Annotated in this window: 13 protein-coding genes; 11 read left to right on the top strand and 2 right to left on the bottom strand. The window is 68.5% G+C overall.

Annotation, left to right across the window (positions count from 1 at the left end; genetic code table 11):
- Positions 1 to 38 precede the first annotated feature (38 nt).
- A complete protein-coding gene (locus HV783_RS10875) occupies positions 39 to 1,463 on the bottom strand; it encodes a glycosyltransferase family 39 protein (protein ID WP_054503864.1) in 1,425 nt (474 codons plus the stop codon).
- A gap of 353 nt (positions 1,464 to 1,816) precedes the next feature.
- On the opposite strand from HV783_RS10875, the gene HV783_RS10870 reads away from it, so the two are divergent.
- From HV783_RS10870 to HV783_RS10820, 11 genes are all read left to right on the top strand, one after another.
- Positions 1,817 to 2,554: a FadR/GntR family transcriptional regulator gene (locus HV783_RS10870; RefSeq protein WP_175189102.1), complete on the top strand. Its 738-nt coding sequence runs from the start codon at positions 1,817 to 1,819 to the stop codon at positions 2,552 to 2,554.
- Between the two features lie 96 nt (positions 2,555 to 2,650).
- Entirely contained in the window at positions 2,651 to 4,366 is a 1,716-nt protein-coding gene (locus HV783_RS10865; RefSeq protein WP_175142935.1) for a thiamine pyrophosphate-binding protein, read from the top strand.
- Positions 4,367 to 4,383: 17 nt separating this feature from the next.
- Entirely contained in the window at positions 4,384 to 5,625 is a 1,242-nt protein-coding gene (locus HV783_RS10860; RefSeq protein ID WP_116793109.1) for a Zn-dependent hydrolase, read from the top strand.
- A 15-nt stretch (positions 5,626 to 5,640) separates the two neighbouring features.
- Complete coding sequence (locus tag HV783_RS10855) at positions 5,641 to 7,140, top strand: aldehyde dehydrogenase (protein ID WP_116793108.1); 1,500 nt, start codon at positions 5,641 to 5,643, stop codon at positions 7,138 to 7,140.
- 195 nt (positions 7,141 to 7,335) lie between these two features.
- Positions 7,336 to 8,910: an ABC transporter substrate-binding protein gene (locus HV783_RS10850; RefSeq protein ID WP_054503869.1), complete on the top strand. Its 1,575-nt coding sequence runs from the start codon at positions 7,336 to 7,338 to the stop codon at positions 8,908 to 8,910.
- 93 nt (positions 8,911 to 9,003) lie between these two features.
- On the top strand, positions 9,004 to 10,011 hold the full coding sequence (locus tag HV783_RS10845; RefSeq protein ID WP_006387978.1) for an ABC transporter permease: 1,008 nt from the start codon (positions 9,004 to 9,006) through the stop codon (positions 10,009 to 10,011).
- On the top strand, positions 10,008 to 10,847 hold the full coding sequence (locus HV783_RS10840; RefSeq protein ID WP_116793106.1) for an ABC transporter permease: 840 nt from the start codon (positions 10,008 to 10,010) through the stop codon (positions 10,845 to 10,847). Before HV783_RS10845 ends, HV783_RS10840 begins: the two co-directional genes overlap by 4 nt.
- Before the next feature lie 9 nt (positions 10,848 to 10,856).
- Complete coding sequence (locus HV783_RS10835; RefSeq protein WP_054503870.1) at positions 10,857 to 12,491, top strand: ABC transporter ATP-binding protein; 1,635 nt, start codon at positions 10,857 to 10,859, stop codon at positions 12,489 to 12,491.
- 27 nt (positions 12,492 to 12,518) lie between these two features.
- Positions 12,519 to 12,839 (top strand): cupin domain-containing protein, encoded by a 321-nt coding sequence (locus HV783_RS10830; protein WP_054503871.1) that lies wholly within the window; start codon positions 12,519 to 12,521, stop codon positions 12,837 to 12,839.
- Between the two features lie 16 nt (positions 12,840 to 12,855).
- Positions 12,856 to 13,914 (top strand): histone deacetylase family protein, encoded by a 1,059-nt coding sequence (locus tag HV783_RS10825; RefSeq protein ID WP_054503872.1) that lies wholly within the window; start codon positions 12,856 to 12,858, stop codon positions 13,912 to 13,914.
- Between the two features lie 8 nt (positions 13,915 to 13,922).
- Positions 13,923 to 14,819, top strand: coding sequence for a DMT family transporter (locus HV783_RS10820; protein WP_054503873.1), 897 nt, complete (start codon positions 13,923 to 13,925; stop codon positions 14,817 to 14,819).
- 7 nt (positions 14,820 to 14,826) lie between these two features.
- On the opposite strand, the gene gntR is transcribed toward HV783_RS10820, so the two are convergent.
- Positions 14,827 to 15,852: an HTH-type transcriptional regulator GntR gene (gene gntR, locus HV783_RS10815; protein ID WP_064523292.1), complete on the bottom strand. Its 1,026-nt coding sequence runs from the start codon at positions 15,850 to 15,852 to the stop codon at positions 14,827 to 14,829.
- Positions 15,853 to 15,881 lie beyond the last annotated feature (29 nt).

Raw genomic sequence — 15,881 nt, 5'->3', positions numbered from 1 at the left:
CCTCCGCCTGACCCTTTCCGCGCCACCTCGCCCCGCGGCTAGCGCTCGGGGCCGGCGCCGCAAGCCGCGGCAGGCGGCTTGACGCGCCAATGCAGATTGGGGAACCCGCCCCCGACCGGCTCGAACCCCTCGGGCGACACCCGCGCCTTGCTCAACTCCAGCGCGCCGCAGTCAGCCACCAGGTGGGCGCCGACCCACGGACTGAATCGCAGTTGCCCGTTGATCAGCACCAGCGGCCTTTCGGGCAGCCGCAGCGACAACGCGCCCGATTCTTCCCAGGGACCGGAAATGACCCGGACCGGCCCGCCCAGCGCGCTCACGGCGCGGTCATGCAGCGCGTCCGCCAACGCCTGCGCATCGAAGTAGCGCCAATCCGTCGGGCGCCGCAGCAGGCCCGCGCCATTGGGCGCCGTCAGTTCCACCCGCAGCATCAGCAGCAACTGGATGACGCTGAACACCAGCGCCACGCGGTACGGCCGGAAGGGCCCGCGCCAGGCCGGGCGCGCCCATTCCATCGCGGCCGGCACAATGAAGAGCAGGAACGGCGTGCCCCAATGCAACTGGATGTGCGATCCCGAGATCAGGGCCATGACGCTGACAAACACCAGCGGGGTCAAACCGAACGACAGCAGCAGGGCGCGCCCCGGATCGCCCGCGACGGCGTCCGGCGGCGCGGCATGGCGTCGTCGCTCGCGGCTGCCCGCCAGCCACAGCACTCCCAGGAACAGCCAGGCCGGCAGGGCCCGGTTCAGCAGTTGATCACCCCACCACTTGGCGACCTCCTGCCCTCGGGCGAGCCACGGCAGGCCAGCCGCCAGCGACGATGACATGGCGTAGTTCAACGGCTCGAAGTCATGATGGATCAGCCAGATCAGATGCGGCGCGAACACCGCCAAAGCGGTCAGGCCCGCCACCTGCAGGCCGAAGACGTGCATGGGATCGCGCCACGCCTTGCGGATGCACCAGAACACCAGCACCGCCAGTCCGGCGACCGCGATCTGGTACTTGGCCAGCGCGCCCAGCCCCAGGCAGGCGCCCAGCGCGAGCCACCAGCCGATCTTGCGAGTCGTGTAGGCCTTCCAGCAGGCCAGCGCACAACCGGCCACCAGCGGGATCAGGACGATCTCGTGGTTGTAGAAGTACAGCCGGCCGTTGTAGAAGGTGACGCACAGGCCCGCCAGCGCGGCGGTGGCGGCATGGGCCTCGCCGCGCATGTCGCGCAACAGGCGCCACATCAGCGCGAACGCGCCCAGCGCACAGGCCGCGCCCATGACATACGTGGCCCAGGCGGTCCCACCCAGCAGTTGCACCACCGGCCACAACAGCCAGGTCGGCAGCGGCGGATGCTTGTAGTAACCCCACTCCAGGCTGCGCACCCAGATGAGTTGCTCGATGTTGTCCGTTGGCGGGGCCAGCACGGCCCGGTCCAGCAGCCAAAGCCAGGCACCCGCGAACACCAGCATGCCGATTCCGACCCGCCAAGGATTCGGCTTCCAGGCCTCTTCGCCATTCCGTCGCACGCCACACTCCCCGTCATGGCGTCCGCAAAGCCCCGCCGCCTCGCCCCGGTTTCCGGAACGCAGGGATTATCGGATCCGGACCACGTCACGACGTTGACGATTTGTCCGGCAATTGTTCGAAAACTGTAAAGCGCGGGGCCGGAACCCCATCGCCTAACTGGCCTGACCACTGGATAGGAAGAGGGGGAATCCCTCTGATCGTTTTCCCTCAATAAAGCGATTTTTACTTTTATTTCAAGGACACGATGCCTATATTGGTGGCCTGACCACCAGACCATTCGTACCGCATCACCACGATGAACACCTTCCAAGCCGTTGCCGTCACCCGGCTCTATCGCATGATCGCCGACCAGATCGCCGGACGGATCCGCGCGGGCGATTTTCCGCGCGGGGGCCGGCTGCCGTCGGAGCGCGAGCTGGCCGAGCAATTGCAGGTCAGCCGCGCCTCTATCCGCGAGGCGCTGATCGCCTTGGAAATCGAAGGCTATGTCGAGGTGCGCGTCGGCACCGGCGTGTTCGTCACCGCCACCCGTGAAAGCGCCGCCCTGCCCGCCATGGCCGGCCAGGCCGCGACGCAGCAGGACGACATCGGCCCCTTCGACCTGCTGGAAGCGCGCATGCTGATCGAACCCGAATGCGCGGCGCTGGCGGCGCAGCAGGGGTCGGCCGCCCAGCTCGCCGCCATCCGCGGCGCCCATGAGGCCATGTCGCTGACGGATGCCCCGGGCTGGCATGACCGCGAGTTCCACGGCGCCATCGCCGCCGCCTGCGGCAATGCGGCGCTGGCGGCGTCGGTGGCCCACCTGTGGAACCTGAGCCTGGCCAGCCCGGTGTTCAGCCGCATGCAGGACTACTTCGTCAACACCAAGGTGTGGGCCGTTGCCCACGCCGAGCACCAGCGCATCCTGACCGCCATCCTGGCGCGCGATCCGATCCGCGCGCGCCATGCCATGCATGCGCACCTCATCGGCATCCTCGCCCGTCTGCGGGAAGACTTCGGCGACGACGACGGGAGCATCCGGCCCGATATCTAGGCTCAACACCGCGACCCGCCGGCGGCGCCGTCCGCCCCCTGCCACGAAACCCAAACCCGCGCCCGGCGCGGGCAGCCCCCTCCCGGGAGTGTTTGCATGACGGTTGTATCCCCCCTGCCGCGCAACGGCGGACAGATCCTGATGCAGCAACTGCGCATCCACGGCACGCGCCGCATCTTCATGATTCCAGGCGAGAGCTACCTGCCCTGCATCGATGCGCTGAACGAGCACCGCGGCGCCATCGAGCCGGTGGTGTGCCGCCAGGAAAGCGGCGCTGCCTACATGGCCGAGGCCTACGGCAAGCTCACCGGCGAGCCCGGCGTGTGCTTCGTGACCCGTGGCCCGGGCGCCACCAATGCCAGCATCGGCGTGCATACCGCTTTCCAGGATTCGACGCCGATGATCCTGTTCGTCGGCCAGGTCGGCAACGACTTCTACGAACGCGAAGCCTTCCAGGAGATCGACTATCGCCGCATGTTCGGCCAGATGGCCAAGTGGGTGGCGCAGATCGATCGCACCGACCGCATCCCGGAATTCGTGGCGCGCGCCTACGCCACCGCCACCAGCGGCCGCCCCGGCCCGGTGGTGCTGGCGCTGCCGGAAGACACGCTGTGGGGCACGGCGGCGGTGGCCGACATGCCGCGCTACCACCGCGTCGCCGCCGGCCCTGGCAAACCCGACCTGGACCGCATGCGCCAACTGCTGGACCAGGCTGAACGGCCCGTCATGGTGCTGGGCGGCAGCGGCTGGAACGCCGACGCGATCCAGCAGGTCGCCGCTTTCGCCAAACGCTTCGAATTGCCCGTGGCGACCGCCTGGCGCCGGCTCGAGTGCTTTGACCAACGCCATCCCAACGCCGCTGGCCAGATGGGCTGGGGCATGACCGACGCGCTGCGCGCCCGCATCAAGATGGCCGACCTGATCCTGGCGGTCGGCACGCGCCTGGGCGAAGCCACCACCGAGGGCTATCAACTCGTCGAGAGTCCCTTGCCGCGCCAGGCGCTGATCCATGTCTATCCGGACCCGCAAGAGCTGGGCCGCGTCTACGCGCCGACGCAGGCGATCGTCGCCAGCGTCGCCGGCTTCGCGCAGGCGCTGGCCACGCTGCAACCGGCCCACGCCATGCCGCGCGGCGCCGCGGTGCGCGCGGCCCACGCCGAATACCTGGATTCGCTCGAACCGTTGCCGTCACCCGGCCCGCTGGGCCTGGACGCCGTGGCCGCGCTGGTCAACCAACGCCTGGCGCCGGACGCCTGCGTCACGGTGGGCGCGGGCAACTACGCGCTGTATCCGCACCGCTATCGCCAGTTCACCGGCCCGGGCACCAGCCTGGCGCCCACTGTCGGTTCGATGGGCTACGGACTGCCGGCGGCCGTGTCCGCCAAGCTGGAGCACCCGGACAAGACCGTGGTCTGCTACGCCGGCGACGGGTGCTTCCAGATGAACCTGCAGGAACTGGGCGTGGCCCAGCAGTACCGGCTGGGCATCGTGGTGCTGGTGTTCAACAACGGCATGTGGGGCACGATCCGCGCGCATCAGGAGCGCGAATTCCCGGGCCGTCCGATCGCGCTGGATTTCGACAATCCCGATTTCACCCAGATCGTGCGCGGCTATGGCGGCTACGGCGAGGCGGTCGAACGCACCGAGGACTTCGCCGCGGCTTTCGACCGTGCGCTGGCGTACGCCGAGCGCGAACGCCGGCCCGCGCTGCTGGAAATCCGCTACGACGCCGATGGCATCGCCCCCGGCCAGACGCTCACCGCCATCCGCGAGGCCGCGCTGGCGCGCCAGGCCGCCGCATCCACCCACTGACCCGAACGAGGCTCCCCATGACTTCATCCCTGTCCGTCAACGGCAACCGGCTCTGGCAATCCCTGATGGATCTGGCCGAGATCGGCGCCACGCCCAAGGGCGGCAACTGCCGCCTGGCCCTGACCGCGCTCGACGGCCAGGGCCGCGATCTGGTCACCGGCTGGATGCGCGACGCCGGCCTGACGATCCGCGTGGACCAGGTGGGCAATATCTTCGCGCGCCGCGCCGGCCGCAACGACGCGCTGCCCCCGGTGATGACCGGCAGCCACATCGACACGCAGCCCACCGGCGGCAAGTTCGACGGCTGCTTCGGCGTGCTGGCCGGCCTGGAAGTGATGCGCACGCTGAACGATGCCGGCGTGCAGACGGAGGCGCCGCTGGAGCTGGCCATCTGGACCAACGAGGAAGGCTCGCGCTTCGTGCCGGTGATGATGGGGTCGGGCGTGTTCGCCGGCAAGTTCTCGCTGGAGACGGCGCTGAGCGCGCGCGACGCCAAGGGACTGGCGGTGCGCGACGAGCTGCGGGCCATCGGCTACGCGGGCACGGAACCGGTCGGCGGCCGCCCGGTGGATGCCTATTTCGAGGCTCACATCGAGCAGGGTCCGATCCTGGAGCACGAAGAAAAAGTGATCGGCGCGGTGACCGGTTCGCTCGGCCTGCGCTGGTACGACGTGACCGTGACCGGCATGGAAATGCACGCGGGCCCCACGCCCATGGGCATCCGCCGCGACGCGCTGTTCGCCGCCAGCTATCTGCTGCAGGCCGTGGTCAACATCGCCAACGCGCACCAGCCACACGGGCGCGGCACCGTGGGCGAGATCCATGCCCACCCCGGCTCGCGCAACGTGATCCCGGGCCAGGTGCGCTTCACCACCGACCTGCGCCATGAGGACGAGGCCACGCTCACGCGCATGGACCAGCAATGGCGCGACGCCTGCCGCGAAGTCGCCGAGAAGCACGGCGTGCAGGTGGACGTGAAGGACGTGCAGTACTTCCGCCCCACCCCGTTCGATCCCGATCTGGTGGAGAAGGTGCGCCAGGGCGCCGCGCGTCGCGGCCTGCCGGCCATGGACATCGTCACCGGCGCGGGCCACGACGCCGTCTACATGGCGGCGGTGGCGCCCACCGCCATGATCTTCGTGCCGTGCAAGGACGGCATCAGCCACAACGAAATCGAAGACGCGCAGCCCGCGCACCTGGAAGCCGGCTGCAACGTGCTGCTGGACGCCATGGTGGCCCGCGCCAACGCCGCGCGCTGAACCGAGGACCTCGTCATGACCCTGCATACCCTCGACTACTGGCAAGCCCGCGCCGCTGCGCTGACGCTGCGCGGCCAGGCCTACATCGACGGCGCCTACGCCGACGCCGCCGACGGCGCCACCTTCGCGGCCACCAGCCCGATCGACGGCCGCAAGCTGGCCGATGTGGCCGCCTGCGGCAAGGCCGATGTCGACCGCGCCGTGGCGGCCGCCCGCCGCGCCTTCGAGGCCGGCGTCTGGTCCGGCCTGGCGCCGCGCGAGCGCAAGACGCGCCTGGTGCGACTGGCGCAGCTCATCACGGAACACAGCGAGGAGCTGGCGCTGATCGAGACCCTGGACATGGGCAAGCCGATCCGCGATGCGCTGGCCTTCGACCTGCCCGAAACCGCGCATTGCTACGCCTGGTATGGCGAGGCCATCGACAAGCGCTACGACGAGATCGCGCCGACGGGCGGCAATGCCCTGGCCACGGTCACGCGCGAACCGCTCGGCGTGGTGGCCGCCGTGGTTCCCTGGAACTATCCGCTGCTGATGGCGGCCTGGAAGGTCGCGCCGGCACTGGCCGCGGGCAACAGCGTGATCCTCAAGCCGGCCGAGCAGTCGTCGTTGAGCGCATTGCGGCTGGCGGCGCTGGCCGAGCAGGCCGGCATTCCCGCCGGCGTGTTCAACGTGGTGCCCGGCACCGGTCCGGTCGCCGGCAGCGCGCTGGGCCTGCATCCGGACGTGGACTGTGTGGCCTTCACCGGCTCCACCGCGACCGGCAAGCGCTTCATGAGCTACTCGGGCGAATCGAACCTGAAGCGCGTGTGGCTCGAATGCGGCGGCAAGTCGCCCCATATCGTCTTCGAGGACTGCCCCGACCTGGATCGCGCCGCGCTGATCGCCGCGCTGGCGATCTTCTCGAACCAGGGCGAAGTCTGTATCGCCGGCTCGCGCCTCTACGTGCACGACGCCATCTACGACACCTTCATGGAGAAGGTGGCCAGGCATGCCGCCGAGATGCGGCCGGGCAATCCGCTGGATCCGGCCACGGCGCTGGGCGCCATGGTCGACGAACGCCAGACGCGCTCGGTCATGGCGCGCATCGCGGCCGGCCAGGCCGAGGGCGCGACGCTGCGCATCGGCGGACGCCAGTTGCACACCGACAGCGGCGGCTTCTACATCGAGCCCACCATCTTCGATTGCGCCGACGCCTCCAGCGCGTTGATCCGCGAGGAGATCTTCGGCCCGGTGCTGGCGGCGCAGCGCTTCCGTACGGAAGACGAAGCCATCGCATTGGCCAACGATTCCTCGTACGGCCTGGGCGCCGGCCTGTGGACCGCCAACCTGGGCCGCGCGCATCGCCTGTCGCGCCGCCTGCGCGCCGGCCTGGTGTGGGTCAATTGCTATGCCGACGGCGACATCACGGTCCCGTTCGGCGGCGTCAAGCAGTCGGGCTTCGGCCGCGACAAATCGCTGCACGCGCTGGACAAGTACAGCGACCTGAAAACCACCTGGATCGACATCACCCAATAGCGCGGCCGCCGTGCACCTCGTCTATCGCCGCATTGGTGCGCGGCGCCGTCTCTGCACTCATACGCAGCATTGTTGTAGCAGCTCCACCCCGCAGTTCCCCGAGAAACAGGTGGCACGAGGTTTGCTTGTCATAGCCGGCACACGCCGCGTGACGCGCGGCCACCTGACAACCCTCTTCCAGCCCGGAGGCTCGCAGTGAAATCGAAGACTTGGTTCTCCCTCAGCATCGGCGCCCTGATCCTGGCGGCCGCCTTGCCCGCCACGCAGGCGCTGGCCCAGACCAAGGGCGGCACGCTCAACATGATCGTCCAGCCCGAGCCGCCCGTGATCGTCACGGCCATCAACCAGCAGGGTCCGACGCAGTTCGTCGCCGGCAAGATCTATGAAAGCCTGCTGACCTACACCACCGACCTCAAGCCGCAACCGGGCCTGGCCAAGTCGTGGGAGGCCTCGAGCGACGGCCTGACCTACACCTTCCACCTGCAGGACAACGTCAAGTGGCACGACGGCAAACCGTTCACCGCCGACGACGTGGTCTTCACCCTGTCGGACATGCTGCCCAAGACCCATGCGCGGGCCCGCGTGATCCTGAACAAGTTCGTCGACTCGGTGCAGGCCACCGATCCGAAGACCGTGGTCATCAAGCTGAAGTCGCCGTTCCCGGCCTTCATGCTGATGTTCGAGCCGGGCTTCGCGCCGATGATGCCCAAGCACATCTACGCCGGCACCGACTACATGACCAACCCGGCCAACCAGAAACCGATCGGCACGGGCCCGTTCATGTTCAAGGAATGGAAGCGCGGCGAATACATCAAGCTGGCGCGCAACCCCGATTACTGGAAACCCGGCAAGCCCTACCTGGATGAGCTGGTGTTCAACGTGATCCCCGACGCGGCCTCGCGCGCGGTGGCGTTCGAACGCGGCAGCGTCGACGTACTGCGCGGCGGCGACGTCGACAACGTCGACATCAAGCGCCTGCGCGCCCTGCCCAAGGTCGAGTACACGACGGCCGGCTGGGAGATGTTCTCGCCCCAGGCCTACCTGATCTTCAACATGCGCAAGCCGCCCTTCGACAACCTGAAGGTGCGCCAGGCGGTGATGGCCGCGATCAACCGCAACATGGTGGTCAACAACATCTTCTTCGGCCTGGGCAAGGTCTCGACCAGCCCGTTCGTGACCACCGAGATGTTCTACGACAAGAACATGCCGCCGATGCCCTTCGACATGAAGAAGGCGCGCGCACTGATCAAGGAATCGGGCATCAAGCCTGGCGACTACACCATCCGCCAGTTGAGCTTCCCGTACGGCTCGACCTGGGACCGCCTGGGCGAATACACCAAGCAGGCGCTGGAACAACTGGGCTTCAAGGTCAACCTGGAATCGACCGATGCCGGCGGCTGGGCCAGCCGCACCGGCAACTGGGACTTCGACCTGACCACCAACTTCACCTACCAGTACGGCGATCCGGCGCTGGGCGTGCAGCGCCTGTACATCTCGTCCAACATCGTCAAGGGATCGCCGTTCGCCAACGTGCAGGGCTACAGCAACCCCGAGACCGACAAGCAGTGGGAAGCCGCCGCGTCCGAGGTCGACCCGGCCAAACGCCAGGCGCTCTACACGCAACTGCAGACCACGCTGGTCAATGAAGTCGCCAACGGCTTCCTGGTGGACATGGAGTTCCCCACGCTGTATCGCGCCAACGTCAAGAACCTGGTCAAGACGGCCATCGGCCTGAACGAATCGTTCGACGACGTCTACATCGAGAAGTAAGCGCCGCAAGCCGCAAGCGCAGCCAACCCCGGCTCGCTTGCGGCGCCCGGCCGCGCGACGGACGTCCGCGCCCGTCCACGGAGGACCCTGAGCATGAAATTCCTGTCTTTCCTGGTTTCACGCATCGGCAAGGCCCTGGTGGTCGTGCTGGGCGTGGTCATCATCAATTTCTTCCTGATCCGCCTGGCGCCCGGCGACCCCGCCGCCGTGCTGGCGGGCCAGGCCGGCGCGGGCGATGCCGCCTACGTCGAGCAACTGCGCGTCGCGTTCGGACTGGACAAGCCGGTGCTGACGCAGTTGTTCCTGTACCTGAAGGGCGTGGTCCAGCTCGACCTGGGCTTTTCCTACCGCAACCACGTGCCGGTGCTGGACCTGATCGTCGAACGCCTGCCCGCCACCTTTCTGCTGATGTCGTGCGCCTTCGTCTTCTCGATCGTGCTGGGCGTGCTGCTGGGCGTGGTCGCGGCCAAGGCGCGCTACCGCAACAAGCGCCGCTGGATCGACAGCTCGGTCATGACGGGCGCGCTGCTGCTGTATGCCACGCCGCTGTTCTGGCTGTCGTTGATGGGCATCCTGCTGTTCTCGGTGGTGCTGGGCTGGCTGCCGGCCTTCGGCATGGAAACCGTGGGCGCCGGCCTGACCGGCTGGGCACGCGCGGCCGACATCGCGCAGCACCTGATCCTGCCGACGGTGACGCTGGGCTGCTTCTTCATGGCGGTGTACGTGCGCCTGACGCGCGCCTCGATGCTGGAGGTGATCGGCATGGACTTCGTCAAGACCGCGCGCGCCAAGGGCGTCAGCCCCGGCCGCGTGATCCGCGCCCACGTGCTGCGCAACGCGCTGCTGCCGGTGATCACCTTCGCTGGCATCCAGCTGGGCCAGATGGCCGGCGGCGCGGTGCTGACCGAGACCGTGTTCGCCTGGCCCGGCATCGGCCGACTGATGTTCGACGCGCTACTGCAACGCGACTACCAGCTACTGCTGGGCATTTTCCTGGTGACCTCGATCATGGTGGTGGTGTTCAACCTGTTGACCGACGTGCTGTATCGCCTGATCGATCCGCGCATCAGCGCGGGCGCGCAGCAAGGAGCCGCGGCATGAAGCAATTCGCCCGACGCTATATGCGCAACTACGGCGCGGTGGCCGGACTGGCCATCGTGCTGGCCGTGGTGATCGTGGCGCTGGCCGCGCCGCTGCTGTACGAGGATTCGCCCTGGATGATGGTGGCCGATCCGCTGATTCCGCCCTTCACCGACGCGGCCTACCCCTTCGGCACCGACATGCTGGGCCGCGACATCACCGCCGGCCTGGTGTGGGGCGCGCGGGTCTCGCTGATGGTGGGCCTGCTGTCGACCGCCGTGGCCCTGGTGTTCGGCATCGTCGTGGGCGCCATCGCCGGCTACTGCGGCGGCCGCGTCGACGACGCGCTGATGCGCTTCACCGAGTTCTTCCAGACCATCCCGCAACTGGCGATGGCGGTGGTGCTGGTGGCGATCCTCGGGCCCTCGATGTATTCCATCATGGGCGCGATCGCGGTGGTGTCCTGGCCGCCGGCGGCGCGGCTGGTTCGATCCGAGTTCATGACGCTCAAGCAGCGCGAATTCGTGCAGGCCGCCATCGTCATCGGCCAGACGCCGGCGCGCATCGTCGGCACGCAGATCCTGCCGAACGCCATGTCGCCCATCATCGTCTCGGCCTCGTTCATGGTGGCCACCGCCATCCTGACCGAATCGTCGCTGTCCTTCCTGGGGCTGGGCGACCGCAACGAGATGAGCTGGGGCTTCATGATCGGCGCGGCCCGCACCATGATCCGCGAAGCCTGGTGGATGAGCGTATGGCCGGGCGTGGCCATCCTGCTGACCGTGCTGGCCATCAACCTGATCGGCGAAGGCATGAACGACGCCCTCAACCCGCAACTGCGCAAGCGCGGCGAATAGGAGACCGGCATGAACGCTTCCCCGCCCCTGCTGTCCATCCAGCACCTCAGCATCGCCCTGCCCCGCGGCGGCGACCGCCCGTTCGCGGTGCAGGACGTGTCATACGACATCCACGCCGGCGAGATCCTCTGCATCGTCGGCGAGTCCGGCTCGGGCAAGTCCATGAGCGCCAACGCCATCATGGGCCTGCTGCCCGACTACCTGACGCCGCAACAGGGCCGCATCCTGCTGCGCGGCACCGACCTGCTGCGCCAGGACGAAGCCACCCTGCAAGGCATGCGCGGCAAGGACATGGCCATGATCTTCCAGGAACCGCTGTCGGCGCTGAATCCGCTGATGACGGTGGGCGAACAGATCAACGAGGTCATGCGCGTCCACAACGCCTACCCCGGTCCGGAACGCATGCGGCGCACGCTGGAACTGCTGGCCTTCGTCGGCCTGCCGGATCCGGCCACGCTCTACCACGTGTACCCCTTCCGCCTGTCGGGCGGCCAGCGCCAGCGCGTCATGATCGCCATGGCGCTGGCGCTGGAACCGGCGCTGCTGATCGCCGACGAGCCGACCACTGCGCTGGACGTCACCACCCAGGCCCAGATCCTGGCGCTGATCGCCCGCATCCAGAAGGAAAAGGGCATGGGCGTGATGTTCGTCACCCATGATTTCGGCGTGGTGGCCGAGATCGCGCACCGGGTGGCGGTGATGGAAAAAGGCGTGCTGGTCGAACAGGGCCCGGCCGAGGAGGTGCTGAACCGCCCGCGCCATCCCTACACCCAGCGCCTGATCGCGGCGGTGCCGCACCGGCGCGGCGAGGAACGCGCCGCCGCCACGCCGGAACAACCGGTGCTGGAGGTCAAGGACCTGAGAAAGACCTACGTCGTCGGCCATGGCTGGCTGGGCGGCAAGCGCGAGGTGCATGCGGTCGACGGCGTCAGCTTCAGCGTGCGGCGCGGCGAGACGCTGGGCATCGTCGGCGAGTCCGGCTCGGGCAAGTCGACCATCGGCAAGTGCCTGCTCAAGCTGGTCGGCATCAACGGCGGCCAATTGATCTTCAATGGCCAGGACATCGCCGCCATGCCGGAGTCGCGCTTCCGGCCGCTGCGAAAGGACATCCAGATGATCTTCCAGGATCCCTTCGCGTCGCTCAACCCGCGCCATACCGTGGGCCGCATCATCAGCGACGGCCCGGTCGCCAACGGCGTGCCGCGCGCCCAGGCCGAGGCTCGCGTGCGCGAGCTGCTGTCGCTGGTGGGTCTGGACCCGTCGGCGTTCGACCGCTACCCCAACCAGTTCTCCGGCGGTCAGCGCCAGCGCATCGGCATCGCCCGCGCCCTGGCGCTGGAGCCCAAAGTGCTGGTGGCCGACGAATCGGTATCGGCGCTGGACGTGTCGGTGCAGGCGCAGGTGCTGCAACTGCTGCACGACCTGCAGCAGCGGCTGAAGATCGCGCTGGTGTTCATCACCCACGACCTGCGCGTGGCCGCCCAGATCTGCAATTCGGTGCTGGTCATGCACCGGGGCAAAGTGGTGGAATACGGATCGCCCAGCCAGATTTTCGACAACCCGCAGCACGCCTACACGCAACAACTCATCGCCGCCGTGCCCGGCCAGCACTGGGATCCGACCCAGGCGCAGGCCGCGGCCTGAAGCGGCCATCACAACCAGGAGACTCGCATGCAACGCCCGCCCGCCGTGCCCACCGTCCAGATCGACAACGACCAGGTCACCGTCACCGAATGGCGCTTTCCGCCCGGCGGTGAAACCGGCTGGCACCGTCACGGCATGAACTACGTGGTGGTGCCGCAGACCACCGGTCCGCTGCTGCTGGACACGCCCAACGGCCAGGTCACCAGCCAGCTCACCACCGGCGTGTCCTACTACCGGCCGGTGGGCGTGGAACACAACGTCATCAACCCGGGCGACACCGAATTCGTGTTCGTCGAGATCGAGATCAAGCAGCCGGGGCAGGCCGCGGCCGGCGGCTGCTCGCACTGAGGCGCAAAGGAACACCATGAAGGCGTTTTTCTCGGAAGAACAACTGCTGCACACCCCCCAGCAGTTCATGCGGCTGGGCCGCATCAGCGCCCCCACCGACCTGCCCTCTCGCGCCCACAGCCTGCAAGGCGCGCTGGCCGCCCGCGGCATCGCGGTCGAGACGCCGCCCGACTACGGCCGCCAGCCGCTCGAGGCCATCCACAGCGCGGACTACCTGGACTACCTGGAAACCGCCTTCGCCCGCTGGCAGGCGCTCAAGGCCCCGGGCGTCGACCCCGGCCCCGAAGTGCTGCCGAACCTGTCGCCCTACTACAGCGGCCGCGTCGAAGCGGCCGGGCGCGGCCCCTGCCCGTCGCCGTCGATCGTGGCGCAGACCGGCTACTACCTGAGCGACCTGTCCTGCCCCATCGGCCCGCACACCTGGCGCTCGGCGCTGCGCTCCACCCACAGCGCGGTGGCCGCGGCCGAGCACGTGGCCGCCAGCGGCGGCGCGGCCTATGCCCTGTGCCGGCCATCGGGCCATCACGCCCATCGCGACCGCGCCGGCGGCTTCTGCTACCTGAACAGCAGCGCGGCCGCCGCCGCCCGGCTGTTGCAGAGCTGGTCCAAAGTGGCGGTGCTGGACGTCGACGCGCACCATGGCGACGGCACCCAGAACATCTTCTACCAGCGCGCCGACGTCATGACGGTGTCGCTGCATGCCGATCCCGCCGGCTACTACCCGTTCTACACCGGCTATGCGCACGAACGCGGCCACGGCGCCGGCGAAGGCTGCAATCTCAACCTGCCGCTGCCTCACGGCGCCGGCAACGACCCGTTCCTGCGGGCGCTGGACACGGCGCTGGCGGCGCTGGCCGGCTACGGGCCGCAGGCGCTGGTGCTGGCGCTGGGGTTCGACACTTACAAGGACGATCCCATCAGCGTCCTGAAACTGGACATCGACGCCTACCGCGACATCGGCGCGCGCGTGGCCAGCCTGGGCGTGCCCACGGTGGTGGTGCAGGAAGGCGGCTACATGGTGCAGGCCATCGGCCCGGCGCTGGACGCATTCCTGCAAGGCCTGGCCCGCGCCTGAACCCCGCCATGGCCATCACCTCCGCCACGGCGCCCGGCGCCATCCCGGCCGCCGGTTCACGGCGGGCCGGCATCCTGCTGTTCTTCGCGGCGCTGGTGGCCTTCGCCACTTTCGACGCCGGCTCCAAGCAGATGCTGATGCGCTACCCGGCGCCGTTCCTGAACATCATGCGCTATCTCGCCGTGGCGACGCTGGCGCTGGGGCTGCTGTGGCGCCATGGCTGGCCCGACCTGCGCGCCGCGCCGCAAAAGCCCCTGCTGATCCTGCGCGGCCTGATGCTGGCCACCGTCGGCACCTGCTTCATGACGGCGCTGATCTGGATGCCGCTGTCCGAGGCCACGGCGATCTACTTCACCTCGCCCCTCATCATGGTCGCGCTGTCGCCCTGGCTGCTGGGCGAACGGGTGCGGCCGGTGCAATGGATGGCGGTGGCGGCCGGCTTCGCCGGCATGCTGCTGATCGTGCGGCCGGGCGCCGATCTGCCTGCGCTGGGCACGCTGCTGATGGCGGTCTCGGCGATCAGCTACGCCATCTTCCAGGTGCTGACCCGCAAGCTGTCTGGCAAGGTGGCCGGACCGGTGCAATACGCCTACACCGCCTTCATCTGCCTGATTGTCACCGCCCTGCCCGCGCCGTTCTTCCTGCCGGATCCCTGGCCCGACCTGACGGACATGGCCTTGATCGTGGGCCTGGGCGCCTGCAGCGGACTGGCGCAGATCCTGCTCATTGCCGCGTTCCAACGCGTCGCGGCGGCCACGCTGGCGCCGCTGAACTACTTCCAATTGCTGCTGGCGGTGGCCTTCAGCACCTTCTGGTTCCAGCGTCCGCCCGACGCGCTGGCGCTGACCGGCATCGCCATGATCATGGCGTCCGGCGTGTTCCTGGCGCTGCGCCGCGCCGGCTGAGGCGGAATCAGGTGGTTTCGCGCCGCACCAGCGTGAAGCCCAGGTCGATGTGGCGTTGCTCGATGGGCTGGCCGGCCAGGTGGCGCATCAGCAAGAGCGCCGCCTCGCGGCCGATCTCGTAGCGCGGCGTGGCGATGGTCGACAGCGGCGGCGTGGTCCAGGCCGTGCCCGCGAAATCGTGGAAGCCGACCAGCGCCATCTGGTCCGGCACGCTCACGCCCAGGCGGCCGCACTGGAACACCGCGCCCTGCGCCAGGTCGTCATTGCAGAAAAACACCGCGTCGCAATCGGGATGTCCGGCCAGCAGCGTTTCCAGCAGCGCCGCCCCCAGCGCGATCGACGACTTCTCGGGCGTCATGATCTCCAGCGCCGGATCGTACAGGCCGGCGTCGCGCAACGCCTGCCGGCAGCCTTCGCAGCGCCGCAGCGAGCGCGGATCGAGCTGGGCGCCAACGATGCCGATGCGCTTGCGGCCGCGTTCGACCAGGTGACGGCCGGCGGCGTAGCCAGACTCGAACTGAGAAAACCCGACGCTCATGCCGTCGCTGCCTTCGAGCGTCTCGATGGTGTGGACCGTGGGCATGCCCTGCGCCCGCAGCAGTTCCCAGACCCCCGGGTTGTGGTCGATGCCGGTCAGGATCAGGCCATCGGGCAGGTGCTGCAGGTACTTGCGCAGCAACACCTCCTCGGCATCGGGCGAATACCCGGTGACGCCGATCAGCAGGTGGTAGCCCTGCTCGTCCAGCACTTCCTTGATGCCGCTGATGATGTCGACGAACACCACGTTGCTCAATGACGGGATCAGCACCACGATGGTCTGCGAGCGCGCCGACGCCAGCGCACTGGCCGCGTGGTTGGGCACGTAACCGAGTTCCTGGCAGACCTCGGCGATGCGCTGGCGCACGGCCTCGGCCACTTTGTCGGGGGTACGCAAGGCGCGCGACACGGTGATCGCGCTGACCCCGGCACGGCGCGCGACCTCTTGCATGGTCACGCGCCCGGCGCGGGTGCTGCGGGGCTTTCGGATGGACATCGGCCGTTCTGAGCGGTTGGCGAGCACGT

This window comes from Achromobacter dolens (genome assembly GCF_902859745.1).
GTDB lineage: Bacteria > Pseudomonadota > Gammaproteobacteria > Burkholderiales > Burkholderiaceae_B > Achromobacter > Achromobacter dolens.
Note: the sequence above shows the minus strand (reverse complement) of the source record. Positions and strands in the feature narration are given on the sequence as shown.

Bases quoted from the DNA above. Each gene is read 5' to 3' on its own strand.
- HV783_RS10845 (WP_006387978.1), top strand. From the start codon at position 9,004: ATGAAATTCCTGTCTTTCCTGGTTTCACGCATCGGCAAGGCCCTGGTG.
- HV783_RS10825 (WP_054503872.1), top strand. From the start codon at position 12,856: ATGAAGGCGTTTTTCTCGGAAGAACAACTGCTGCACACCCCCCAGCAG.
- gntR (WP_064523292.1), bottom strand. From the start codon at position 15,852: ATGTCCATCCGAAAGCCCCGCAGCACCCGCGCCGGGCGCGTGACCATG.
- HV783_RS10835 (WP_054503870.1), top strand. From the start codon at position 10,857: ATGAACGCTTCCCCGCCCCTGCTGTCCATCCAGCACCTCAGCATCGCC.
- HV783_RS10840 (WP_116793106.1), top strand. From the start codon at position 10,008: ATGAAGCAATTCGCCCGACGCTATATGCGCAACTACGGCGCGGTGGCC.
- HV783_RS10855 (WP_116793108.1), top strand. From the start codon at position 5,641: ATGACCCTGCATACCCTCGACTACTGGCAAGCCCGCGCCGCTGCGCTG.
- HV783_RS10830 (WP_054503871.1), top strand. From the start codon at position 12,519: ATGCAACGCCCGCCCGCCGTGCCCACCGTCCAGATCGACAACGACCAG.
- HV783_RS10870 (WP_175189102.1), top strand. From the start codon at position 1,817: ATGAACACCTTCCAAGCCGTTGCCGTCACCCGGCTCTATCGCATGATC.
- HV783_RS10865 (WP_175142935.1), top strand. From the start codon at position 2,651: ATGACGGTTGTATCCCCCCTGCCGCGCAACGGCGGACAGATCCTGATG.
- HV783_RS10860 (WP_116793109.1), top strand. From the start codon at position 4,384: ATGACTTCATCCCTGTCCGTCAACGGCAACCGGCTCTGGCAATCCCTG.
- HV783_RS10820 (WP_054503873.1), top strand. From the start codon at position 13,923: ATGGCCATCACCTCCGCCACGGCGCCCGGCGCCATCCCGGCCGCCGGT.
- HV783_RS10875 (WP_054503864.1), bottom strand. From the start codon at position 1,463: ATGCTGGTGTTCGCGGGTGCCTGGCTTTGGCTGCTGGACCGGGCCGTG.